Annotated in this window: 23 protein-coding genes and 1 other RNA gene; 15 read left to right on the forward strand and 9 right to left on the reverse strand. The window is 46.2% G+C overall.

Annotation, left to right across the window (positions count from 1 at the left end):
• Positions 1 to 9 precede the first annotated feature (9 nt).
• Positions 10 to 2,034, forward strand: coding sequence for a DNA methyltransferase (locus EL111_RS04300; protein ID WP_123794868.1), 2,025 nt, complete (start codon positions 10 to 12; stop codon positions 2,032 to 2,034).
• Positions 2,034 to 4,775: a DEAD/DEAH box helicase family protein gene (locus tag EL111_RS04305; protein WP_066077274.1), complete on the forward strand. Its 2,742-nt coding sequence runs from the start codon at positions 2,034 to 2,036 to the stop codon at positions 4,773 to 4,775. The genes EL111_RS04300 and EL111_RS04305 overlap by 1 nt, the downstream gene beginning before the upstream one ends.
• Before the next feature lie 576 nt (positions 4,776 to 5,351).
• Here the strand turns inward: EL111_RS04305 and EL111_RS04310 are convergent.
• Both EL111_RS04310 and EL111_RS04315 read right to left on the reverse strand, forming a co-directional pair.
• Positions 5,352 to 5,564, reverse strand: a complete 213-nt coding sequence (locus EL111_RS04310; protein WP_005653483.1) for a hypothetical protein — start codon at positions 5,562 to 5,564, stop codon at positions 5,352 to 5,354.
• A gap of 83 nt (positions 5,565 to 5,647) precedes the next feature.
• A complete protein-coding gene (locus tag EL111_RS04315) occupies positions 5,648 to 6,037 on the reverse strand; it encodes an IS1 family transposase (RefSeq protein ID WP_162842955.1) in 390 nt (129 codons plus the stop codon).
• Here EL111_RS04315 and EL111_RS04320 point away from each other — a divergent pair.
• The 6 genes from EL111_RS04320 (at position 5,951) to EL111_RS04345 (ending at position 8,692) form a co-directional block, all read left to right on the forward strand.
• Positions 5,951 to 6,244: a flavodoxin gene (locus EL111_RS04320; protein ID WP_005612106.1), complete on the forward strand. Its 294-nt coding sequence runs from the start codon at positions 5,951 to 5,953 to the stop codon at positions 6,242 to 6,244. The two genes, EL111_RS04315 and EL111_RS04320, sit on opposite strands and share 87 nt — an antisense overlap.
• 21 nt (positions 6,245 to 6,265) lie before the next feature.
• Entirely contained in the window at positions 6,266 to 6,619 is a 354-nt protein-coding gene (locus tag EL111_RS04325; RefSeq protein ID WP_197717773.1) for a hypothetical protein, read from the forward strand.
• Between the two features lie 151 nt (positions 6,620 to 6,770).
• The gene (locus EL111_RS04330) at positions 6,771 to 6,983 is read left to right on the forward strand and encodes a Gfo/Idh/MocA family oxidoreductase (RefSeq protein ID WP_005628486.1); all 213 of its coding nucleotides are present in this window, start codon (positions 6,771 to 6,773) and stop codon (positions 6,981 to 6,983) included.
• 160 nt (positions 6,984 to 7,143) lie between these two features.
• Positions 7,144 to 7,605, forward strand: a complete 462-nt coding sequence (locus tag EL111_RS04335; RefSeq protein WP_123794866.1) for a hypothetical protein — start codon at positions 7,144 to 7,146, stop codon at positions 7,603 to 7,605.
• Positions 7,587 to 8,063: a transcription elongation factor GreA gene (greA, locus tag EL111_RS04340; protein ID WP_123794865.1), complete on the forward strand. Its 477-nt coding sequence runs from the start codon at positions 7,587 to 7,589 to the stop codon at positions 8,061 to 8,063. Before EL111_RS04335 ends, greA begins: the two co-directional genes overlap by 19 nt.
• Positions 8,064 to 8,251: 188 nt before the next feature.
• Entirely contained in the window at positions 8,252 to 8,692 is a 441-nt protein-coding gene (locus EL111_RS04345; protein WP_123794864.1) for a DUF4149 domain-containing protein, read from the forward strand.
• A 95-nt stretch (positions 8,693 to 8,787) separates the two neighbouring features.
• On the opposite strand, the gene EL111_RS04350 is transcribed toward EL111_RS04345, so the two are convergent.
• The 7 genes from EL111_RS04350 to ffs form a co-directional block, all read right to left on the reverse strand.
• On the reverse strand, positions 8,788 to 9,984 hold the full coding sequence (locus EL111_RS04350; protein ID WP_123794863.1) for a DUF819 family protein: 1,197 nt from the start codon (positions 9,982 to 9,984) through the stop codon (positions 8,788 to 8,790).
• A 27-nt stretch (positions 9,985 to 10,011) separates the two neighbouring features.
• The gene (locus tag EL111_RS04355; protein WP_123794862.1) at positions 10,012 to 10,698 is read right to left on the reverse strand and encodes a M15 family metallopeptidase; all 687 of its coding nucleotides are present in this window, start codon (positions 10,696 to 10,698) and stop codon (positions 10,012 to 10,014) included.
• Between the two features lie 288 nt (positions 10,699 to 10,986).
• Positions 10,987 to 11,901: a formimidoylglutamase gene (gene hutG / locus EL111_RS04360; protein ID WP_123794861.1), complete on the reverse strand. Its 915-nt coding sequence runs from the start codon at positions 11,899 to 11,901 to the stop codon at positions 10,987 to 10,989.
• A 9-nt stretch (positions 11,902 to 11,910) separates the two neighbouring features.
• Complete coding sequence (gene gltS / locus EL111_RS04365) at positions 11,911 to 13,125, reverse strand: sodium/glutamate symporter (protein WP_123794860.1); 1,215 nt, start codon at positions 13,123 to 13,125, stop codon at positions 11,911 to 11,913.
• 102 nt (positions 13,126 to 13,227) lie between these two features.
• Positions 13,228 to 13,947 carry an IclR family transcriptional regulator gene (locus tag EL111_RS04370; protein ID WP_123794859.1) on the reverse strand — a complete coding sequence of 240 codons (720 nt, stop codon included), beginning with the start codon at positions 13,945 to 13,947 and terminating at the stop codon, positions 13,228 to 13,230.
• Positions 13,948 to 14,494: 547 nt separating this feature from the next.
• On the reverse strand, positions 14,495 to 16,186 hold the full coding sequence (gene dld, locus EL111_RS04375; protein WP_123794858.1) for a D-lactate dehydrogenase: 1,692 nt from the start codon (positions 16,184 to 16,186) through the stop codon (positions 14,495 to 14,497).
• 191 nt (positions 16,187 to 16,377) lie between these two features.
• An RNA gene (ffs, locus tag EL111_RS04380) (signal recognition particle sRNA small type) lies at positions 16,378 to 16,474 on the reverse strand.
• A 277-nt stretch (positions 16,475 to 16,751) separates the two neighbouring features.
• On the opposite strand from ffs, the gene EL111_RS04385 reads away from it, so the two are divergent.
• The 7 genes from EL111_RS04385 (at position 16,752) to pepP (ending at position 21,433) form a co-directional block, all read left to right on the forward strand.
• On the forward strand, positions 16,752 to 17,633 hold the full coding sequence (locus EL111_RS04385; protein WP_123794857.1) for a DMT family transporter: 882 nt from the start codon (positions 16,752 to 16,754) through the stop codon (positions 17,631 to 17,633).
• Positions 17,634 to 17,904: 271 nt separating this feature from the next.
• The gene (locus tag EL111_RS04390) at positions 17,905 to 18,336 is read left to right on the forward strand and encodes a type II toxin-antitoxin system RatA family toxin (RefSeq protein ID WP_123794856.1); all 432 of its coding nucleotides are present in this window, start codon (positions 17,905 to 17,907) and stop codon (positions 18,334 to 18,336) included.
• On the forward strand, positions 18,329 to 18,601 hold the full coding sequence (locus tag EL111_RS04395) for an RnfH family protein (protein WP_123794855.1): 273 nt from the start codon (positions 18,329 to 18,331) through the stop codon (positions 18,599 to 18,601). The genes EL111_RS04390 and EL111_RS04395 overlap by 8 nt, the downstream gene beginning before the upstream one ends.
• A gap of 79 nt (positions 18,602 to 18,680) precedes the next feature.
• Positions 18,681 to 19,262, forward strand: coding sequence for an aminoacyl-tRNA hydrolase (gene pth / locus EL111_RS04400; RefSeq protein WP_123794854.1), 582 nt, complete (start codon positions 18,681 to 18,683; stop codon positions 19,260 to 19,262).
• 71 nt (positions 19,263 to 19,333) lie between these two features.
• A complete protein-coding gene (locus tag EL111_RS04405) occupies positions 19,334 to 19,537 on the forward strand; it encodes a dioxygenase (RefSeq protein WP_123794853.1) in 204 nt (67 codons plus the stop codon).
• A gap of 1 nt (position 19,538) precedes the next feature.
• The gene (locus EL111_RS04410) at positions 19,539 to 19,931 is read left to right on the forward strand and encodes a VanZ family protein (RefSeq protein ID WP_123794852.1); all 393 of its coding nucleotides are present in this window, start codon (positions 19,539 to 19,541) and stop codon (positions 19,929 to 19,931) included.
• 191 nt (positions 19,932 to 20,122) lie between these two features.
• On the forward strand, positions 20,123 to 21,433 hold the full coding sequence (pepP, locus tag EL111_RS04415) for a Xaa-Pro aminopeptidase (protein ID WP_123794851.1): 1,311 nt from the start codon (positions 20,123 to 20,125) through the stop codon (positions 21,431 to 21,433).
• Positions 21,434 to 21,632: the final 199 nt, after the last annotated feature.

The raw sequence follows: 21,632 nt of genomic DNA on the forward strand, positions 1-21,632 counted from the left end.
TATTTTATTATGAACAAAAAACAAAATAAACTTCTTTCCACCCTGAAAAATTCTTTGTATCCTTGCGATGGTATTTGGGTTAATGATGATAAAATGGAATTAGCACATAATTTATTGCTAGATAAATTAGAAAAATACGATCCTGATATAATGACTGCATTGTTGAATGATGCTGAACTAAAACGCCGTTTTTTTGTAGAAGTGGCTGGGGTATTTGTTTTCAAAAAAGCCGATTTCCAATTCTTTCTATCGCAAAACAAAGTTAGTCATTCTTACACCAAATACAAAAACCGTATTGGTTTAACTGACGGTAACCGTTTTTTGAAAGATAGTAGTGATATTGTGCTAGATTTTCCATTTAAAGACTGCGTGTTAAAAGGGGGGCAAAGTTCAGAAGAAAGTAAAGAAGTGTATTTTGAACGCAATAAGGACGCTCAGCTCAGCTCAGCTCAATTGTACACTAAACAAATAACGAAACGTCAAGAAATTTTTTTCAATCAAGTATTAGCATTTGATGAAATAGACCGTTTATTTGATCCCAAGGCTCTTACTCATTTTTCTCGCTACACTAAAGACGGTAAAAGTGCCGTTACACAAATCAAACGTCGCACTGACGGCACACCTACTGAAAATCTCATTATTAAAGGCAATAATCTTATTGCCCTGCATTCTCTCGCCACGCAATTTCGGGGCAAAGTAAAATTGATTTATATTGATCCACCGTATTATTTTAGAAAAACTAAGGCGGAAGATAGTTTTGCTTATAACTCTAATTTTAAGTTATCTACTTGGCTAACATTTATGAAAAATAGATTAGAGATTGCAAAAGAATTATTAACAGATGATGGTGTTATATTTGTATCAATTGATGATGATGGATTAGCACATCTTAAATTGTTAATGGACGATATTTTTACAAAAGAAAACTTCATTGCTTATTTTATGTGGATGAAAACAGCTACTCCACCATCATTATCCAAAAATGTCAGAAAAAAATTAGAGTATGTTTTATGTTATCGTAAAAATACATTTGAAGGACTATTTGGGGGTATAGTTGAAGGTGGAGATATGCCTTTATTAAACGAAAGTAATGCTTTAAATACCTTAGAGTTTCCTGCTTTTTCTGTACAATTTAAAATTCCTGACGGAATTTATTATCCTGCTAAAAAAGATAAAACAACGCTGGAAAGTGAGTTAGTTGTTTGTAATGGTTGGAATAGTACTCCTTTCAAATTATCAGGTAATTTCAAATGGACACAAAGCACAATAACAAAGGAAATTGAAAATAATACAACTTTTATTATTAAATCTGAAAAATTTGCTATTCGTTATATTCGAGAAGGAGAGCGCAATAAAAAGCCATCTAATTTCATTAGTAAAATAGAATGTGGTGTAGGGACAAATGAAGATGCCAAAAAAGAACTATTTGAGTTATTTCAAAAAGATCTTTTTAAATATCCAAAGCCTGAAAGTCTAATTTCGTATTTAATCAATACAGCTACAAACGAATCTGACATCGTCCTTGACTACCACCTCGGATCAGGGACAACCGCTGCTGTGGCGCATAAAATGGGGCGACAATATATTGGCATCGAACAGATGGATTATGTGGAAACCCTTGCAGTGGAGCGGTTAAAAAAAGTGATTGACGGCGAGCAAGGTGGTATTTCTAAAGAGATAAACTGGCAAGGTGGTGGCGAATTTGTCTATTGCGAATTAGGTGAGTGGAATGCACAGGCGAAAGCCGCCATTTTGGCTTGCGATAATTGGGTGGAATTAGACCGCTTGTTTACCGAATTGTGTGACAAATATTTCTTAAAATATAACGTCAACGTGCAAAAATTTGCCAATGAAATTTGCCAAGAACCCGAATTTTTAGCCTTAACGTTAGATGAACAAAAGCAGATGATGTTGGAAATGTTGGATTTAAATCAACTTTATATAAATGTGTCTGATATGAATGATAGCCAATTTGAGTGTGGATTAAATCAAGAAGATAAAGATTTAACATTAGAATTTTACGGAATGAAATAATGGAAAAGACGTTATTTGATATTATTGAACGCCGTAAGGAGATCTATTTAGACGACGGCGATGAAGAGAAATTAACTATTCCTAAATTTGTCAACCAAAACCTAAAATATCCGTTTTTTGATTGGCAAAAATCGGCATTGGAAAATTTTCTGATTTTTGAACGAACCAAAAACTTTAAAGATTTTCCAGAATTAAAAAATAAACCAACCCATTTGCTATTTAATATGGCAACTGGAGCAGGCAAAACAATGATGATGGCTGCACTGATACTTTATTATTTTGAAAAAGGCTATCGTCATTTTCTATTTTTTGTGAATCAAAATAATATTGTGGATAAAACCGAAAACAATTTTATCGACAGCTTGCATTATAAATATTTATTTCAGCCAAAAATTTTGCTGGGTGATAATGTGATTCCCATAAAAAAAGTGGAGACGTTTAGTCCGAATCCAAATGGCATTGAAATTAAATTTACTAGCATTCAAAAGCTGTATAATGATGTACATATTGAACGAGAAAATCAAACCACTTTGGCAGATTTACATCAGTTGAAACTCGTGATGTTAGGCGATGAAGCCCATCATTTAAACTCACAGACCAAAAGTAAAAAACAAATGCCGTTGGATTTAAGCACGGAATTGAATGGCAAGGCGAGCGATGATGAAATCGAACGCAAAGGCTGGGAACATTTGGTACTAGATTTGCTGTTACGCAAAAATGGTAAGCCAAGTGAAAATGTGTTGCTGGAATTTACCGCTACCTTGCCTGAAAGTGAAGACGTGGCGAGAAAATATGCCGATAAAATCATTACTAAATTCCCGTTGAAAGCATTTTTGCAAGCGGGCTACACCAAGGACATTAACCTTGTTTCATCGCAATTGCCGAAAAAAGAACGTGTGCTACATGCCTTGCTATTTGCGTGGTATCGCCATCAACTTGCCTTAAAATATGGCATTGCTAACTTCAAGCCAGTTATGCTATTTCGCAGTAAAACTATTGATGAATCTCGTGCTGATTATGAGCAATTTTTACAATGGACGGAGCAGGCAAATGCCGAAGATTTTACTTTTTTGACTGTACTTTCCAGCCAGTTGAATGATGCGGAAAACGCCAATCAGCAAGGTAAAACACGCACTGAACAGGCTTTGCGTTTTATGCAGGCACAAGGACTAAGCCACGCTCACTTGGCAAAATGGGTGCAGGAAAATTATCAGCCGCATAATGTGATTATCACCAACTCACAAACCAACAAAACCAAGAAAGAAAAAACCGATGTGGAAACTGAAAAACTGCTGAATAACTTGGAAGCAGCAGATAACCCTGTGCGAGCTATTTTCACAGTAGATCGCCTAACCGAAGGTTGGGACGTGCTGAATTTGTTCGACATTGTGAGATTGTATGAAGGGCAAAATGGTGGTGGCTCAAATAAACGATCAGGCAAAACTGCCGCCACAACTGTTTCTGAAAAGCAACTGATTGGGCGTGGTGTGCGTTATTATCCCTTTGCTTTTGAAGGCAAATTACCGAATAAACGAAAATTTGAGGGTGTTGAACACGAGCTGAAAATTTTAGAAGAATTGTTTTATTACACCTTTGATGAGCAATCTCGCTATATTTCCGAGCTGAAAGACGAATTACGCAAAGATGGCTATCTATCTGAAACTAGTAACAACAAAGTGAAACTAAAATTTGCACTTAAGCCTGAACTTGCCGAGAATGACAGTTTTAGAAATTTGCTGATTTGGGCGAATAAAAAAGTACCTAACCCGAATGCGAAGGCAAATAATGCGGCAAGTTTGCAAGACTTAAAGCCAGTGTTAAAAATCATAGTGCATAACAGCAAAGTGCTGCAAGAAACACATTTCACTGCCGATGAAACCACCGAACAAGTGCAGCAATTGGGCATAGAAGAAAACCGCACAGAAATTTTAACTTTAGGAGAAATTGAACAGCATATTTTCGCCAAAGCAATTCATATTAAAAGCAAAAATAGTAATTCTTTGTTCCATTTCGAGCGCTTGCAAACAAAATTAGGCATTATCAGCCGTGCTGAATTGCAAACGATTCTGCTCAAAGATTGGCAAGTGGAATTTTTAGGGCTGGATGGCTATGGTGAGATTTCCTCAGACGATAAATTAAACGCATGTTTGAAAGCGTTAGAAGCAGTGGAAAAACACTTGCAACAAACCCATACGCCATTTATCGGCAGCAAAGCTTTCACCCCGAAAAAATTGTGGGAGATTTTTGGTCAGCCAAAAGAAAAATGGGTGGATAAAGACAAGGTGAAGCCAAATGTAACACAACATTCGTGGTATGCTCTTGATCATTTTGCTGGCACAAAGTTGGAAGAAGACCTAATTACCTTTATTGCTCACCGAATGGGAAATTTACAAACGAAATATGATGTGCATTTATTACGCAATGAAGAAGTACTGAAACTAAGCAATTTCACCGATGGCGAAGGATTTATGCCAGATTTTATTTTGCTGTTAAAAGATAAAGTAAAATCTACCGCTAACGGCATGCAAGATTTTCTGCATTACCAAATTTTCATTGAGCCAAAAGGTGATCACTTAGTAGAAAAAGACCAATGGAAAGAAGCTTTCTTACAAGCAATTACTGATGAATACGGCAAAGATCGCATATTGCAACAGGACACACCGCATTATAGATTGATTGGGTTGCCGTTTTATGAAAATGAAGAAATAAAATTTACTACTGCTTTTCAGATGCTTACTTAAATCCTATTTACTATGAGTGCATATCTGGGTATTTAGTATAGTGTTTAAGGAACAAACCTCTCCAAGCCAATCTGTATTTCCAGATTGGCGATTTTTCTAGTATTTGATTCTGAACATTTGTACACGCAAGGAAGATTTTTATGAAACAATCACTCAACAATGTTTAAAATATCAGCAATTAAACGCACCACAATGCCACATACGGATTTAAAGCAGTCAATGTGTTTTTGCGTGAACACCCCAATTTAAACATTCATTAGGTATAATAATAAAAACCTTAAACAGAATATCATAGCAAAATGAATTTAAAACCAGTTAAAAATCAAACTTCCCAATACGAAGAGTGGGCAAGAGAAAAAGTCAAAAAAGCTATATCCCCAACCTGAAGAACGGGGCTTTACGGCGCAAAAATGGTAAATTTGACTGGTTAAAAATTGAAGGCAAAATAAGTTATTTTAATTTGCAAACACCCAAATCCTGCATAATTTTGAAGATTTTTTACAAATTATTCATATAACATTGTTTTATATTGTAAAATTTTTAAGCTGTGTTGTTACCCATCAACACTGCTTTCAATTATTTTTTCTTTTTCGCCAATAACTCATCAATTAAACCATTCAGCACTTCCCGAATGGTTACGCCCTGTTCCGCCGCATATTTTTTTAGTTCACGATGATTGGCTTCTGTCATATCAAAGCTAATCCGCTTAATACGCTCTTGCTCGCTGACATCAGCAACAGAAAGTTTGCTTTTAGTTGCGCTTGGGCGACCTGCTGTTAATTTATTCATTTGCATATTTCCTTATTTATTTAAAACATTGGTGGTGTCCTGAAAAGTGTGCTGGGTTAAATTTGTTTGGGATGATTGATTGCCTAAAATCCAATATTAAAAGATTTAACATGATAAAACATTGATTTGGAAGAACAGCAACTGCGCCTGACGGCTCTACTTAATCTGTGCCGAATCCGACAGTTATTACCCTCAATCGCTTTAGTATGTTGCTTACCCACCCATTGGTCACCGGTATCAGAAAACGCATTTACAAAAGCATCCCAATTATCGCCGGCAATACGTTCATAGCTTACTTTGAGTGCTTTTAAACGCTGCTTTAAAGCCAAAGCGGTTTGCAAATCACGTTTGCCCCAAACAAATGCCATGATTTCACTTGTCTTGGCATGATAACCGATGTAGATACGGTATTTTTGGTCTATCCGATTTGGTGGTACAAAATGCCAATGGCGCTTTATTCTTTGCTCGAGCAAGTAGACTTTAGTGGGAAAAATATTGTGCCGGTGGTTGGTCACGGTGGCAGTCGTTTGGGTGGAACGGATAAAGATATTCAGCAACTTCAACCACAAGCCAACGTGAAAAACGGTTTTGAGGCGTATTTGCATAAAACGGTAAGGGCTGAACAACAAGTGGAAAAAAGATTAGCTAAATTCTTAACCGAAAATGGTTATACAAAATAAAAATGTAGGGGCACACAGCGTATGTCCCTACCATTTAAATTTCAATTTTATGAAGAAAAATATCTCCTCCAACTCGCTCAAGATTTGGTTCTAACGGCAATATTGCTTTCTCTTTTTGGCTATCATCTTTATGAAGAAATCACGCACGAATGGCTCGGCTTGGTCTTTTTTGCTTTGATTATCTCACATCTTTCACTGAATACATGGTGGCTCAAAAAGACCTTTTCAGGCAGTTATAACAGCTATCGCATTTTGCAAAGTGCGGTCAATTTTGCAACTTTTTTGTTATTTTTAACCGCTTGTATCAGTGGCATTATGCTTTCTAAACATCTATTGGTGGAAATGCTATTCCACTCTACCACAGATTTAATGTGAAAAATTCATATGACCAGCACCCATTGGTTGCAAATTTTAGTGGGTGTACATTTGGGGTTACATTGGAAACCTATTGCTAATTTATTCGCAAATGGCTAGATAGAAACGATCTTATACTCGCCACAATTTTATTAATTAAGGATAGCCAAATATGAAGAAAATTAATGTTGCCATTGTGGGGAGTGGGTATTCTACCCGTATTTTCCACGTTCCCTTTTTTAAAAATGATCATCGGTTTAACGTGATAAAATTTTTTGAGCGTTCAACCACTCGGGCATTAGCATGGTTCCCCAACATTGATATTGTGTCAAATTTTGAAAAGTTACTGACTGATGAGGTGGATTTAATCGTGATTAGTCAATAAGTGTAAAAATGGCATAATCAACTCAATGAATTTATGGACAAATATTATCTGTTTGGTATTTTATAGTAAGTACATTGTGTAAAAATAAAATCTGAAATCTAGTCTTTTTATTCTTTATTTTTACATATTCACACTTCAATTTTGACAAGTTAATATTTAATTGATTGATTTTAAAGCATTTTATAATTTACATTTTATAAATGATATAGAAACAACCATTTTAAGATGGAGCGGACAACCTTGCAGATTACTGCTTTCAGACGGCATGATGCCGTCTGAATTTTTTCATCGGCGGCATAGGACATATCATGCTGATCCAACTGCTGCGGATTTCGGCTGCATAGGCAGGGAAGCCGCACATGGATTTGTTTTGAACACGGATTCCGGCATTTTGCAGACGGCCTTTTCTGATAACGAAAAATCCGCAGAAAAAGCATTTTTATTATTGCGGTTTCCGGTGTTTTTGGTACAATGCAGGCATCTGTCTTATTCCAGCAAGCCGCCTTTTTCTTGGCGGCTTGTATTTTTACGCCTGCGGTTATACGGACAATCGGGGCGGTATGATAATAGAAAAGCGGAACAACGCTTTTACGGAGAATTGAAATGCAAAAAATCCCTTTGACCGTCCGCGGTGCCGAGTTAATCAAACAAGAGTTGCAACATCTGAAAAGCGTTGCCCGCCCGGAGGTCATCGAGGCCATCGCAGAAGCCCGTTCGCATGGTGATTTGTCTGAAAACGCGGAATACGAAGCGGCGAAAGAGCGTCAGGGCTTTATCGAGGGCCGTATTGCCGAGTTGGAGCATAAATTGTCGGTTGCCCACATTATCAATCCGGCGGAAATTCATGCCGAGGGCAAAATCGTGTTCGGCTCGACAGTTACGCTGGAAGATTTGGAAACGGAAGAGCAGGTAACGTACCAGATTGTCGGTGAGGACGAAGCGGATATTAAAGAGCGGAAAATTTATGTCGGCTCGCCGATTGCCCGCGCCCTGATTGGCAAGGAAGAGGGCGATGTGGCGGAAGTTCAGGCTCCGGGCGGCGTGCGTGAGTATGATATTATTTCCGTCGAATATATTTAATCCGAACAGCTGCTATCAGGTATATTGCCGAACATAATGAAGGCCGTCTGCAAAATGCGGTATATTTGCAGACGGCCTTTTGTTGTTTCGGCATCGGTTTTGAGATGCGGAAAACGCAGGCATAAGCAGGACGGTGCGGCGTTTTCTTATTTTAAATGACTATATTTTCAATCATGCAAAGGAAAATCATGCAGAGAATTGCAGCCGTTTTTGCTGCGGTGTGGCTGGGTATGCAGATCATGGCAGGGTATGTTGCCGCACCGGTATTGTTTAAAACGTTGCCGAAATTGCAGGCAGGCGCGATTGCGGGTGAACTGTTTGCATGTTTGGCGTATTCCGGCCTGATGGTCTGGCTGTTTGTTTGGTGGGTATCCAAGCGCAGTGCAACCCGGGCAGACAGGCGGACGGCGCTTTGGGCAGGTGTCTTGGCGGTGTTGTTGGCTGTTAATCAGTTTTTGGTTACGCCGGTTATCGAGGCGCATAAAACGCAGACGGAAAATTGGCTGTTGTCGCTGCTGGGCGGTTCGTTTGGTGTGTGGCACGGTGTGTCCAGCCTGATTTTTATGTTGTGCGCGCTGTTGGCGGCGGTGGCGGTTTGGCGGCTGTATGCGGTCAAATCTTATGAATAATGCCGGGAACAGCGTGTTTTTGTCCGTGCATTATTGTTTGTTTTGATGAAAAGGCCGTCTGCAAATTGGATTTTGCAGACGGCCTTTTTGTGGGTTTAGGGAAGCATTTGGATCAGGGTGAAGATGATGGTTCCCAAGTAGTTGCCGACAATGTAGCCGATGGTGCCGATAATCAGAATCGGACCGACAAGGGTTTTCCAGCCTTGACTGATGGCCAGCGCAGCGGCAGTGGTGGGGCCGCCGATATTGGCATTACAGGCAAGCAGGATTTCTTCCAAGCTGAATTTGAACAGCTTGCCCAAACCGAGTGTCAGCAGCAGGTTGGTCATGGCGACTATCAGGGTAAAGACAAACAGCAAGGGGGCGTTTTGGATAATCAGCGGAATCGAGGCCGGTATGCCGATAACGACGAAAAACAAATAAATACAGTATGTTCCCAATTCCTGACTGCCATTGGCAAAGTGTTTTTTCTTACCGGAGAGTAAAACAAAGGCAAGTGTCAGCGTGGTCAGCAGCAAATATTTGTCGGTAACGAAACCTGTCAGCATATCCGTCAGAATGTGGCCGCTTGTGCCGATTAGTGTTTTCAGATAGGCAGACAGGCCGAATGAAACGGCAACCAGAATAATGGAAGCAGCCAGCGATACAGCGATGTTTTGCAGGGAAATCGGCTTGGCTGTCCAATAATCGGCTGCGGAATGCTCGGCATCATTGTCGCGGTGTTGCGGCAGAGTATGCCAGATACGTTTGGCGGCAGATGAGGCGGCAAGCGAAATCAAAATCAGGAAATAGACCGCCATCATCAGATTATCTGCAACGATGGTTGAGGCAGTCATGTCTTGGCTGGGGTTGAGTTTTGCCGTCATCGCGGCAAAATTAACCCCTCCACCGGTATAGGAGGCAGTAATGATGCCGGAAATCTTATCCAACTCGGGAATATGGTTTTTCAACAGCGTGAAGCCGATGACCGCGCCAATCATAGTGCCGACAGAACTGAGCAGGAACAGCAAAAGCAGACGGCCGCTTTCTTTGATGATGGCGTTCAAATCAAGCTGGAACAGCAGCAGCGGAATGGCCAGCGGTACGACATAGCCCCAAACGGTGTCGTAAACGGGCGAATCCAGAGGAATAATGCCCAAGTTGGAAAACAAAAGGGCAATCAGCAAGGCAATGACCGCACCGGGAATTTTGCGGAACAAGCGGCAGTTTTGCTCCAGATAAATGGCTGCGGCGGCCGCGCTCATCACAAATGCCCATAACGTCAGGGTATTGTCGGGTGAAATCCAAGACATCTTTTTCTCCTTTTTATCAATAACGGCTTAGGGTTTTTGTATCATGCCGTATACAGCGTAAGGTTGTCGGGTGTAAAACGCCCAATTTTGGTTGCCGTAATCGAAGTGCCACCATTCGGTCGGAATATTGCTGAAACCGGCTTGCCGCATAATGTGTACCAGCAGTCTGCGGTAGTTTTTGGCGGGGAGGTCTGTTTCTTCCAATGCAGCGGTGTGAGAACGGCGGCTGGGTTCGTCAAAAGCCGTACCCATATCCAAAGCCTGCCCGGTTTGCATATCGAATAAAGTCAAATCAACCGAACCGCCGGTACTGTGCGGAGGCGGCATGGTATGGTTGTGCGGGTTGGCCACAAATTGATCGAGTACCGTTGCAATCTCCGCTTCGGAATATTCGGGGTGGCGTGAGACGATTTTGCGGTAAAAATCATTCCGCAATGCTTCTTGAACCGCGACCGGCCGCCAGCCGTCCAACACCTCTATCCCGTATGCTTCGGGAAGCAGGGAAAGAGCGGTTTCCAGCCGGTTTAGGGCTTCTTCCCGCAGATAAATATTGTTTATGGCTCCGGATATGCCGTTTTCAAAATAAAACGGACGAATGCGAAGACGGTTGCCCGGCTCGAGCATTTTGAGCGGCACATGATTTTCGCTGATGGGAATGGCTGCCAGATCGTCCCAATTAAGTTCGGGAGCAGGTGGAATGGGCGGATAAGTCATGTTTATTCTGTTTTTGTAAGATAAGTAGTGAAAAGGTATATTTGAATGGGGAAAGATGTCAAGAGTACGCCGGAATATCCGAGTAATGAGATGTTCCGAGGGGCTTTCGCTATGCTTGGGCTTCAGATTGCTCCTGTTGTGCTGCCGCGTGATTCAGGCTTTTTTGATATGGTTTCCGTTGGGGCATGAATCATGAAAAAGGCCGTCTGCAAAATGCTTTCGGAAATCCTTTGGGTTTGCTGCCTGCCATTTTGCAGACAGCCTTTTGGTCTCAAGAGCGGCGCTGTCTCAGGAAAAAGTTTTTCCGACTTCTTCGGTGATGGTGGCAATCAAACGGGACACCATTCTGGCTCCTTGGGCATCGCGGTCGTAGCGAGGGTTGTATTCCGCTACATCGGCAATGCGGACTTTTTGTGATGAAAATATTTGCCGTACAGCCGTTTCAATCAGGTGCAGCGGCAGACCCAATGCGGCAGGCGCGCTGACGGCGGGGTTGCCTGCTATGCAATCGCTGTCGATGGTCAGGTAGATAACATCTGCTTGCGCGCAAAAATCATCGATGCGTCGGGCGGTGGTTTCCCACGGCTGGGTTAGCAGTTCCGTATCGTAAATCATGCGGACATTCAGTTTGTCGGCGCGGTTGAACAAAGATTGGGTGTTGGCAAATTTGCTGACTCCCAAACATAAGTAATGGAACGGTCTGCCGGATTGTGCGCAGTCGTCCGCAAGCTCACGAAAAGGAGTGCCGGAGCCGGGGCGGCTGTCGATACGGAGATCCAAATGGGGATCGATGTTGATGATGCCGACGGTTTTCTGCGGATATGCCTGATAGAGGGCGCGTCCCGAGGCATAGGCGATTTCGTGTCCTCCCCCGATACCGATGGGGAAGGTGCCGTGTACCATCATATGCAGCAATGATTGTGTGTAACGCTGTCGGGCGTTTTCCAAGTCATCGCCATGGCAGACAATATTGCCGGCATCGGCGGGAACGCTGCCGAATACGGGCAGCCCCGACAGAGATTGGCGCAAAGCGTCGGGCCCTTGCGCGGCACCGGTTCTTCCTTTATTGCGCGCTACTCCTGCATCGCAAGCAAAACCGATGAGGGCAACGGCTTGGCTGCCGTCATAAGTTTGCACTTTTTGGTGCCAGCGAAGACCGTTTTCTCCTTCTTCCTCATCAATACGGCCGTTCCAATATTCCATGTTTTCTCCTTACGGGTTGGATAAGATATTGATTGTCGTGATGATAATCGGCATACCGAAAAGATCGATCAGAAATGCGCCGACCACGGGAACAATAATGAATGCCTGATAAGAATAGCCGTATTTTTGGGCAACAGCATCCATATTGGCAATGGCATTGGGTGTGGCGCCCAAGCCGTGGCCGCAAAAGCCTGCAGCCATGACGGCGGCATCGTAGTTTTTGCCCAATAATTTAAATAACACAAAATAGGCAAACCATACGACAAATAATACTTGAACGGCAACAATCATCATCAGGGAAAGTGCGAGATCGGCAATCTGTATCAGATTAATGCCCATCAATGCAATGGTTAGGAAGACAGCCAAGGAAATATTGCCGATGAGCGTGGTCAGTTTGAAATCGACAATCTCGGTATTTTTCAAATCCAGAAGATTGCGCGCTAATACGGCCAAAAACATGGCAGGAACATAGGCAGGCAGAGAAAAGCCGGTCAGGGAAACAAAACCTTTTGCCAACCATTGTCCCGCTACGCAGCAGGCGGTAATCAACATCAGCATATGTAAAACTTTATCGGCACTCCAACTACTTTTTCCGCCTTGTACGGCATCGATGACCGATTGCGCGTGCTGCTCCTGCCGGAATGTTTCGGGGGTAAGGTTGTATTGCTCAATCAATTTTTTGGCAACCGGCCCGCCGCTCAAGCTGCCTGCAACCAATCCCAAGGTAGCCGCCGCCAAACCGACAGGCATGGCGTTGGCCACGCCGAGCTCTTCGATGGTTTTGCCGAAAGTGGCCGCCGCTCCGTGTCCTCCCTCCATAGATACCGCTCCGGCCAATACGCCGATTAAGGGATCCAAACCGAGTGCGGAAGCCATCGAAACGCCGATAATGTTTTGGGCCAGAGCCAGAAAGCCGCAGGCCAGCCAATAAACCATCAGAATCTTGCCTCCTAATTTGATTAAACGGAAATTGGCTCCCAATCCGACAGTGGTGAAGAAAATCAACATAAAATACGACATCAGGCTGTTGTCGAAACGGATATCGACGATTTGGACGGCAGACAGCAGCGTGATTACCGATGAAGAAAGCAGCCCGCCCGTTACCGGTGCCGGAATGCAGTAATGATTGAGCAGGGCCGTCTGCTTATTCAGGCGGTGCCCCAGCAGATAGACCAGTAAGGCAAACAGCAGCGTTTCAAAACTGCTTAGGCTGATTGGGTTCATGGTACGCTCCTTGTAGAAAAATCGGTAATAAGTTTGATTGATACCGACAGAAAACATTCTGTACGGATGATTGGTATCAGTAACACTTTCCTCTATTTATGTTTAAGCAAGCCGGATTAACTCATTGATGGAGGTGGTGCAGTCCAGTACGGAGCGCACAAACCGCTCCTTCTGCCCGATGGCGCGGTGTTCGGGTACCATAACTGTTACCACGCCGAGTAGGGTGTCTTTTTTAAAGATGGGAGCAGAAACGCCCCAAATGTTTTCATCTACTTCACCCAAGCTGGTTCCGTATCCCTGCCGGCGGATTTCGGACAGATTGCGGTACAGATATTCCTGCTCTTGCGAATCAGATAATGAGAGCTTGATGATTTCCCGACATTTTTCCGGCTCATGGAAGGCAAGCAGGGTTTTGGCACTTGCACCGCGGACGGGAGACTGCACTTCGCCGACAGCAAACGAACAGCGTAAGCGTTGCGGGCTTTCCACCATATCGATGCAAACGGTTTGTACGGGTGTCGAGGTAATCACGGCAACGGTTTCGCGGGTAAGGCCGGCGAGCTTGAGCAGGGACTGCCGTGCGGTTTGCGGCAATAAGCCGTAGCGGAGATACAGGCCGTTATGCAAGAAAACCGGGCCTGAAGTCAGCAAACCTGCCTCCGTACTGTCGGCCACATAACCCCAGTCTTTCAATATCGCTACCAAGCGGTACAGAGTGGATAAGGGAATGGCGAGTGCTTGGGTAATCTCGCGGGGAGAAACGGGCTTTTCTGCCGCATTAATGTATGCGGATACGGAAAATGCACGGTTGAGCAGATGCATGATTGTTTCTCCTGAAAATATGGATTTTTTTATGAGGAGAACATAGCAGAAAAGAATTTTTTAGAAAAATGACTTTCTCATCGGGTGGGAAAGAAGGGAAAATCGGGAATCGGCAGATAAAAACTGCGAAAATGTACGCACCGAAGTGTTTTCGGTAAAAAGCAATTTGACGCGGCACAATACGGCATTGTTGCGTTTTGTTTGAAGAACAGGTTCAGCCAAACTGCCGAAGCAGTAAAGCCGCCGCTTCTCGTACTTCCCGTATTGTCGGCGGTTTGGCTGCCTTGTTTCATTTAGTGTGGTTCGGCTGTATCTTGCATTTTCTTTAACGTTATAGTCGAATAAAATAAGAATGAGACAAGGCAGTGAAGCCGCAGACAGTACACATAGTACGGCAAGGCAAAGCAACGCTGTATCATTCTTATTTTAAATGACTATAAATTTCTTCCGGCATAAATTTCCGTGCGAAAAGGCCGTCTGCAAATATGGATTTTGCAGACGGCCTTGGTCTTAAATACCGGTTATATCAACATATAGTCGGGTAACTTTACTCCGCCCAGTTTTTCTTTTTGGTGGTCTGCCCGATGCCCGGGTTGAAGCTGTTGGTCGGATCGAGTTTGCGGTAAAACTGTTTCAATTCCGGTTTGGCTCGGTAGAGGTGGCCGACGTTGTGCTCCGCCGGATATTGTGCGCCGCGATCATCGAGGAGCTTCCACATTTCGTGTTCCAAATCCAAGCAGTTGTGTCCTTTTTTAACGATGTAGTCTTGGTGGAATACATGGCACATGAAATGGCCGTAGTAGAGCTTGTGGCTGATTTTGCTGTCGATTTCGGGCGGCAGCTTTTCAAACCAGTCGCGGTCGTCGCGGCGCAGGGCGATGTCGAGGGCGACGATGTCTTCCACTTCCTCTTCATGTACGGCGCGGTAGCGGATGGCGGCGGAAGCGACGGCAAAGCGGTGCAGCATCGCCGCTTGGGTTTCTTCGGGGCTGCATTCGAAATATGCACCGCTTTTGCCGTTGAAATACTGTTTCAGAAACGCGCGCGCTTCGTCCACGCCGCTGCCGCCCATTTTCAAAATCAGGTGGTGTTCGTATCTGTCGCGGTATTCGCGCATGGATTTCGGCAGGTGATCGGGCAGCACTTTGCTCAAAAGCTGCAATGCCTTATCGGAAAAATGCTTGGGCAGAAAGCTGATTTTCCGGCTGAAGCGGTCGGCGCGCGCTTTCATGTCAAACAATTTCGGCAGTTGGTGCGTACCGAATTTCTTAATCACATAAAATGTGTCTTTGCCGTAAACATCGGCAATGTCGAAGGCATCGCGGTGGATGTATTCGCCCGATACCGGCAGGTTTTCAAACTCCGCCAGCGCGGTGCGGCGGATATCGGTGAGTTCGTTGATGTCGTTGGTGCCGATGTAGAAAACGGCGGTTTTTTTCTCTTGCGGAAATGTGTCCAGACGCACGGCGAACACCATCAGTTTGCCCGCACAGCCGGAAGCCTCGTAATGGCGCGCCGGGTCGGCGTTGAAACGGGCGGCGGTCGGTTCGTCGACTTGGCGCACATGCTCGCAATAGGCGTGGTCGTGGCCTTTGCCCGCGTTTTGGCTGATGTCTTTGCGCTGATAGTGCCAACCTTGCAGATTGGTCAGGATTTCTTCGGGATCGTCGCCCAAGTCGATGCCCAGATGGTTGACTAAGTTCAGACGGCCTTCCGCATCGATTTCCGCATACAGTGCCATTTCGGTATAAGCCGGTCCGCGCTGCACCAATGCACCGCCCGAGTTGTTGCACACGCCGCCCAATACCGATGCGCCGATACACGACGAACCAATCACCGAATGCGGCTCGCGTCCCAGCGGTTTCAGCAGCAATTCCAGTTGGTTCAGGGTAGAACCGGGCAGGCACACGACTTGTTCGTTATTGTTAATCGGCTGGATAATATCGATGCGCATGGTGTTCACAATCACAATGTCGCGGTCGTAATCATTGCCGTCGGGTGTCGAACCGCCGGTCAGCCCCGTATTGGCGGCCTGTGTAATCACAATCACATCTGCTTCCACGCAAGCCTGCAGAATTTTCCACATTTCCAAAAGCGTACCCGGCCGCACCACCGCCAACGCCCGCCCCTCGCCGAAGCGGTAGCCTTGGCGGTACGGCTCGGTTTTGGCGGAATCGGTCAGAATGAATTTTTCACCGACGGTTTCGGTAAGTTTTTGAATGAGTTGCGAAGCGTTCATGATATGTCTCCTGACTTCAATCGTAACAAACGGTATTATTTGATTGTAATGGTATGCTATGGCTAAGTAAACAAAAGCCGTCTGCAAATCGTGCATTTTGCAGACGGCTTTTGTGCTGATAATCCGATTACACGGCAAACAGCCGAAACAAAAAACACCGAAGATTTCCATCGTTCGGTGTTTTCAAATAGGGCGGCGAGCCAAACCCCCGGCACTGGCGCATCGGAGTGGGCTGCTGGCTTCCGCCCCTGACCCGTTGTTCCGAATAACCATGCGGGGAGACCCGCCGTAAGAGAAGCGCATTATAACTATTTCTTGGAAAAATGCAAGTTTTTCAGATGGGTGTTGTAAGGGGTGGTTTGCGGTGGAAGCCGTCGCGGTTTTGTTATTTTGGTTATTTATGTGGGTTATGCGGGGAGGGCTGTTGTTTTTCTATGGCAGGTTCGCAGAAGCAGGCGGATATGCTAGGATAATCGTTCTATTGATTTTGCAGACGGCATTGCGGTACGGTATGCCGTCTGCAAAATATCGGGCGGCAGGTTGGGGAGGAGTATAAGGGGGGATAATGGATAGACATACCGTGGGAACGCTGCAAATTATTGCGGGTGCGGTCTGCTGGGGTTCGCTCGGCGTGCTGGGTGCGACGCTCAACCGTCTGTCGTTCGGCAGTACGGAGGTGGCGGCATTGCGGATTGTGATTGCTGCTTTTTTGCTGTTGGCGGTGTTGCCGTATTTTCTGCCGTATCTGAAACAGCTTGGTTTGCGTCAGCTTCCGGTGTTGGTGGGGCAGTCGTTTATCGGTATGTTGGGCATGAGTATGCTGTATTTTGCGGCGGTGTCGAAGGTGGGTTCTTCTTTGGCGGTGGCGTTGCTCTATACGGCGCCGGTGTGGAGCTTGATTTTTGCCCGTATTCTGTTGGGCGAGGGTATTACGCAGCGGCAGGCGGTATTGACGGTAGTTGCGGCGGCTGGTGTGGGCTTGACGATGACCGGCGGCGGTGCGGCAGATTGGGCGGGTATTGCGGCGGGTTTGGGGTCGGGTATCTGCTATGCGCTGTATGGTGTATTGGGCAAACGCGCGATGTCGGGCAATCCGCCTATGCTGGTATTTTTTACGTCTATTTGTTGTTCGGCACTGTTGTTGCTGTTTCTGCCGGATACTCATCGGGCATTGCATAAGTTATGGTTTCAGCCGTGGTTTGTATGGTTGTCGGCGGTGTCTTTGTCGCTGGTGGGTACGATTGCGGCGTCTGCTCTGTTTATGCGCGGATTGGAAAAAATGCCTGCGGCGAAGGCTTCGGTGTTTACGATTTTTGAACCGTTGACGGCTGTTTTGCTGGCGGCGTTTTTGCTTGGCGAGCGGCTGGGTGTGTTGCAATATGCGGGTGTGGCGCTGATTGTGGCGGTGGCGGTGTTGAATGCTTTGGGCAGAAAACAGGTTAAGTGATGTTAAGGCGGCAAGGGGCAGGTGTACGGGATAAGCGGGATACGGCGTGGCGCTACTTTGCCGGAATTTGGGTTGCAGAGGTGGGGTTGCTGCGCTTTTTGCGGCGCATGGTTTGGTTTCATGGCTGTGTGCCTGAGGGCGATTGGTAAGGTGTTGGAGTGGAAAAGCCGTTTTGCAGACGGCTTTTTGTATGTTCGGCTGTTGGAATGCCGTCTGAAAAATGCGGCGGTTTCGTTTATAATGGCGGTTTGTGCAAACGTACGCCGGACTTATGAAAAAAGTAGAGAAAAGTATGCTGGTGCTGCACAGCGCGGCGCAGATGTTTGAATTGGTGGACAGGGTGGAAGATTATCCGCAGTTTCTGCCGTGGTACAGCAAAACCGAGGTGATCGAACGCAGCGGCAATGAGTTGAAAGCGCGCCTGTTTATGGACTATATGCGCGTGCAGCAGTCGTTTGCAACGCACAATCATAATATTCCGGGCGAGGAAATCCGTATGGATTTGCTGGAAGGGCCGTTTAAAGTATTGCGCGGCACATGGAAATTTATTGATTTGGGCGGCGATATGTGCAAAGTCGAGTTTAAGTTGGAGTACGACTTTTCCAGCAGCCTGCTGTCCGCGCTGATTTCTCCGGTATTCAATCATTTGAGCAATACGCTGGTAGAGGCTTTTGTTAAGGAGGCAGACCGCCGTTATGCTTGAGATTGAATTGGTTTACGGCCTACCCGACAGGCAGGTTTTGGAAACGCTGCGGGTAGCGGAGGGTACGACTGCTCGCGTGGCTGTGTTGCAAAGCAATATGGCGGCACACTTTCCCGAAGTCGATTTGCAGACGGCCCCTTTGGGGATTTTCGGTAAACGGGTAAAAGACGAAACCGTCTTGCGGGATAAAGACCGCGTCGAAATCTACCGCCCGCTTTTAATCGATCCGAAAGAAGCCCGCCGCCGCCGCGTTCGGGAGCAGTAACTGAGGGTGGTTCGGGCAGAATGCTTGGTTTTACGCCGTTTGCAGACGGCATTTTCATATAAAAATATCTAAAAACATCATGTCAGAAAATAAAATCAAATTGGTTGTCGGCTTGGGAAATCCCGGCGCGGAATATGAACAGACCCGTCATAATGTCGGCTTTTGGCTTTTGGACGAGCTGGCTTGGCAGTGGAAGGCAACATTTAAAGAAGAAAAAAAATTCTTCGGCCAAGTGGCGCGGGTGTCGCACGAGGGCGGTGATGTCTGGCTGTTGAAGCCGACCACGTTTATGAACCGCTCCGGTCAGGCGGTGGCGGCATTGGCTCAATTTTACAAAATCAAGCCGGAAGAAATTTTGGTGGTGCACGATGAATTGGATATTCCGTGCGGCCGCATCAAATTCAAATTGGGCGGCGGCAACGGCGGGCACAACGGCTTGAAAGACATTCAGGCGCGTATCGGTACGCCCAACTTCTACCGTTTGCGGCTCGGCATCGACCACCCGGGTGATAAAAATCTGGTGATAGGTTATGTGTTGAACAAGCCCGGTGCGGCCGACCGGCAGTTGATTGATGACTCTGTCGGCAAATCGTTGCAGGGTCTTCCGAAACTGCTTGCGGGCGAATGGGAAGAAGCGCAGCGGTTTTTACACAGCAAATAAGGTTTTCAGGCTGGTTGGTTCAGGCCGTCTGCAAAAAACCATCGAAAAGATACCCGCGAAAAGAAATCATTATGTCCGAACTTTTAGATTTGATTCAAACCGAGTCTGTCGGCATTGTCGAAGAAACTCTGGATTTTTGGCTGTACGAATGCAGCTTGGACGATGCGCCGACACCTGAAGACGTGGCGCACTGGCGCGAAATATTGCAGCAGCGCGGCGGCAAGTTTGTACGCTTGGCAAACATTTGCCAAACATGGTTGGATGAAGAAGCCTGATATGCAGATACCGCGCAACAAATTTACCCTGCTTGCCGCTTTGTGGCTGGCGGCGGGGATTTACTCGCTGCTTTTTCGGGAGTCGGGAGGCGGTGTGCCGCCGTTTCCGCATTTCGACAAAGTGGCGCATTTTGCTTTGTTTTTCGCACAGTTTTGGTTGTGTGCCAAAGCATTTATGCAGGAAAAACTTGCCATACCGTATCGCACGCTGTGGCTTACCGCGCTGGTGTATGCTGTAGCCGGAGAATGCGCGCAGGCGGTGTGGACGGCAACACGGCAAGGCTCGTTTGCAGACGGCATTGCCGATATGCTGGGCGCTTCAGCCGCTTTGTGGCTGGCTTGGCGGGTTTCGGAAGCCAAAAGCAAACAGGCCGAGTCTGCCAAACGCCGCTAGGCCGTCTGTAAATAGATGGTTTTGCAGACGGCATGATGGGTTTCCGTTTGCGATTTGTTGTGGCATGCAAGCATCAGAACGGCGCAACGGGGCAGGTTGCTGTGATGCCGTCTGCATTTTGCATGGTGTGTATTTGTTGAAATACTGATATGGGCTTGATTGGACAGCTATTGCCTGAACAGGAAAGGTTTATGAACATTACCCCCTTTATCGAACGCCGCCGCCGTGTGTTGGCGCAAATCGGCAGTAATGGCCTTGCGGTATTGTTTGCCGCACCGGAGCAACGCCGCAGCAACGATACCGAATTTCCGTTTCGGCAAGACAGTTATTTTCATTATCTGACCGGCTTTGGCGAGCCTCAAGCGGCGTTGCTGCTGGACGGCGCCAGCGGCAAAAGCATTCTGTTTTGTCGGGACAAAGATGAGTTAGGAGAGATTTGGAACGGCTTCCGTTACGGCCCGCAGGCAGCGGCAGAGGCGTTTGCTTTCGACGAGGCATACAGTTTCGGCGAGTGGGAACAGCATCTTGGCAAAGCCATACTGAACAAAAAAAGTTTGTATGCATTGTGGGGCGTTTATCCCGAATACGACAGCAAAGTCATGGCGCAGTGGCACAAGGTGCAGCAAAGTGCCGGCCGCCGCGTGCAAACCAATACTTATGCGCCGGAATGCTTGGCGGATTTGGCGGCGGTGCTGGATTCGATGCGTTTGGTCAAAGACGAGGCTGAAATCGCCTTGCTGAAAAAAGCAGGCGAAATCAGCGCGATGGCGCATATTCGGGCGATGAAGCAGACCCGACCGGGTATGAGCGAGTTGCAGATTGAAGCGGAGATTCTGCATGAGTTTATGCGGCAGGGCGCGCGCTTTCCTTCTTATAACAGCATCGTTGCCGGCGGTAAAAATGCCTGTTGCCTGCATTATGTTGAGAACAAAGATGTGCTGCGGGACGGCGATTTGCTGCTGATTGACGCCGGCGCGGAATACGGGCTGTATGCGGGCGATATTACGCGGACTTTTCCGGTAAACGGTCGGTTCGGTGCGGTACAGAAAGACGTGTACGAAATTGTATTGGCAGCCAACGAAGCCGCAATCGCCGCCGTGAAACCGCAGGCGGATTGGGGTGAAATCCATATGCTGGCCTTGAAGATACTGGTGCAGGGTTTGCTTGATTTGAAACTGCTGAAAGGCTCTGTGGACGGCAATATCGAATCGCAGGCATATCAGCGGTTTTATATGCACGGGCTGGGGCATTGGGTTGGCTTGGATGTGCATGATGTGGGCAAACGCTGGCAGGACGGCAAGCCGCTGCTGCTTCAGCCGGGTATGACCACCACCATTGAGCCGGGGTTGTATATTGCTGCTGCCGATGATATTCCCGAAGCGTTCCACAACATTGGTATCCGTATCGAAGACAATGTATTGGTAACGGAAGAGGGTTCGGAAAACTATACCTCGCTGGTGCCTAAGAGTGTGGCAGAAATTGAGGCATTGATGCGCGCTTGAAAAGCCGAGATGCGGTAAAGACTGTATTTTGCATGAGTCACATAACAAAAGGCCGTCTGCAAATTGGATTTTGCAGACGGCCTTTTGCCGTATCGGAACATCTTATAGTCGAATAAAATAAGAATGAGACAAGGCAGCGAAGCCGCAGACAGTACACATAGTACGGCAAGGCAAAGCAACGCTGTATCATTCTTATTTT

Origin of the sequence: Neisseria animalis (assembly GCF_900636515.1) — a bacterium.
GTDB lineage: Bacteria > Pseudomonadota > Gammaproteobacteria > Burkholderiales > Neisseriaceae > Neisseria > Neisseria animalis.

Excerpts from the sequence above, each read along its gene's own strand:
- EL111_RS04330 (WP_005628486.1), top strand. The coding sequence starts at position 6,771 with ATGAAGAAAATTAATGTTGCCATTGTGGGGAGTGGGTATTCTACCCGT.
- EL111_RS04410 (WP_123794852.1), top strand. The coding sequence starts at position 19,539 with ATGCAGATACCGCGCAACAAATTTACCCTGCTTGCCGCTTTGTGGCTG.
- EL111_RS04325 (WP_197717773.1), top strand. The coding sequence starts at position 6,266 with ATGTCCCTACCATTTAAATTTCAATTTTATGAAGAAAAATATCTCCTC.
- EL111_RS04300 (WP_123794868.1), top strand. The coding sequence starts at position 10 with ATGAACAAAAAACAAAATAAACTTCTTTCCACCCTGAAAAATTCTTTG.
- EL111_RS04355 (WP_123794862.1), bottom strand. The coding sequence starts at position 10,698 with ATGACTTATCCGCCCATTCCACCTGCTCCCGAACTTAATTGGGACGAT.
- EL111_RS04395 (WP_123794855.1), top strand. The coding sequence starts at position 18,329 with ATGCTTGAGATTGAATTGGTTTACGGCCTACCCGACAGGCAGGTTTTG.
- pepP (WP_123794851.1), top strand. The coding sequence starts at position 20,123 with ATGAACATTACCCCCTTTATCGAACGCCGCCGCCGTGTGTTGGCGCAA.
- EL111_RS04345 (WP_123794864.1), top strand. The coding sequence starts at position 8,252 with ATGCAGAGAATTGCAGCCGTTTTTGCTGCGGTGTGGCTGGGTATGCAG.
- EL111_RS04310 (WP_005653483.1), bottom strand. The coding sequence starts at position 5,564 with ATGAATAAATTAACAGCAGGTCGCCCAAGCGCAACTAAAAGCAAACTT.
- hutG (WP_123794861.1), bottom strand. The coding sequence starts at position 11,901 with ATGGAATATTGGAACGGCCGTATTGATGAGGAAGAAGGAGAAAACGGT.
- EL111_RS04305 (WP_066077274.1), top strand. The coding sequence starts at position 2,034 with ATGGAAAAGACGTTATTTGATATTATTGAACGCCGTAAGGAGATCTAT.
- EL111_RS04390 (WP_123794856.1), top strand. The coding sequence starts at position 17,905 with ATGAAAAAAGTAGAGAAAAGTATGCTGGTGCTGCACAGCGCGGCGCAG.
- EL111_RS04385 (WP_123794857.1), top strand. The coding sequence starts at position 16,752 with ATGGATAGACATACCGTGGGAACGCTGCAAATTATTGCGGGTGCGGTC.
- EL111_RS04370 (WP_123794859.1), bottom strand. The coding sequence starts at position 13,947 with ATGCATCTGCTCAACCGTGCATTTTCCGTATCCGCATACATTAATGCG.
- gltS (WP_123794860.1), bottom strand. The coding sequence starts at position 13,125 with ATGAACCCAATCAGCCTAAGCAGTTTTGAAACGCTGCTGTTTGCCTTA.
- pth (WP_123794854.1), top strand. The coding sequence starts at position 18,681 with ATGTCAGAAAATAAAATCAAATTGGTTGTCGGCTTGGGAAATCCCGGC.
- EL111_RS04320 (WP_005612106.1), top strand. The coding sequence starts at position 5,951 with ATGATAACCGATGTAGATACGGTATTTTTGGTCTATCCGATTTGGTGG.
- greA (WP_123794865.1), top strand. The coding sequence starts at position 7,587 with ATGCAAAAAATCCCTTTGACCGTCCGCGGTGCCGAGTTAATCAAACAA.
- dld (WP_123794858.1), bottom strand. The coding sequence starts at position 16,186 with ATGAACGCTTCGCAACTCATTCAAAAACTTACCGAAACCGTCGGTGAA.
- EL111_RS04405 (WP_123794853.1), top strand. The coding sequence starts at position 19,334 with ATGTCCGAACTTTTAGATTTGATTCAAACCGAGTCTGTCGGCATTGTC.
- EL111_RS04350 (WP_123794863.1), bottom strand. The coding sequence starts at position 9,984 with ATGTCTTGGATTTCACCCGACAATACCCTGACGTTATGGGCATTTGTG.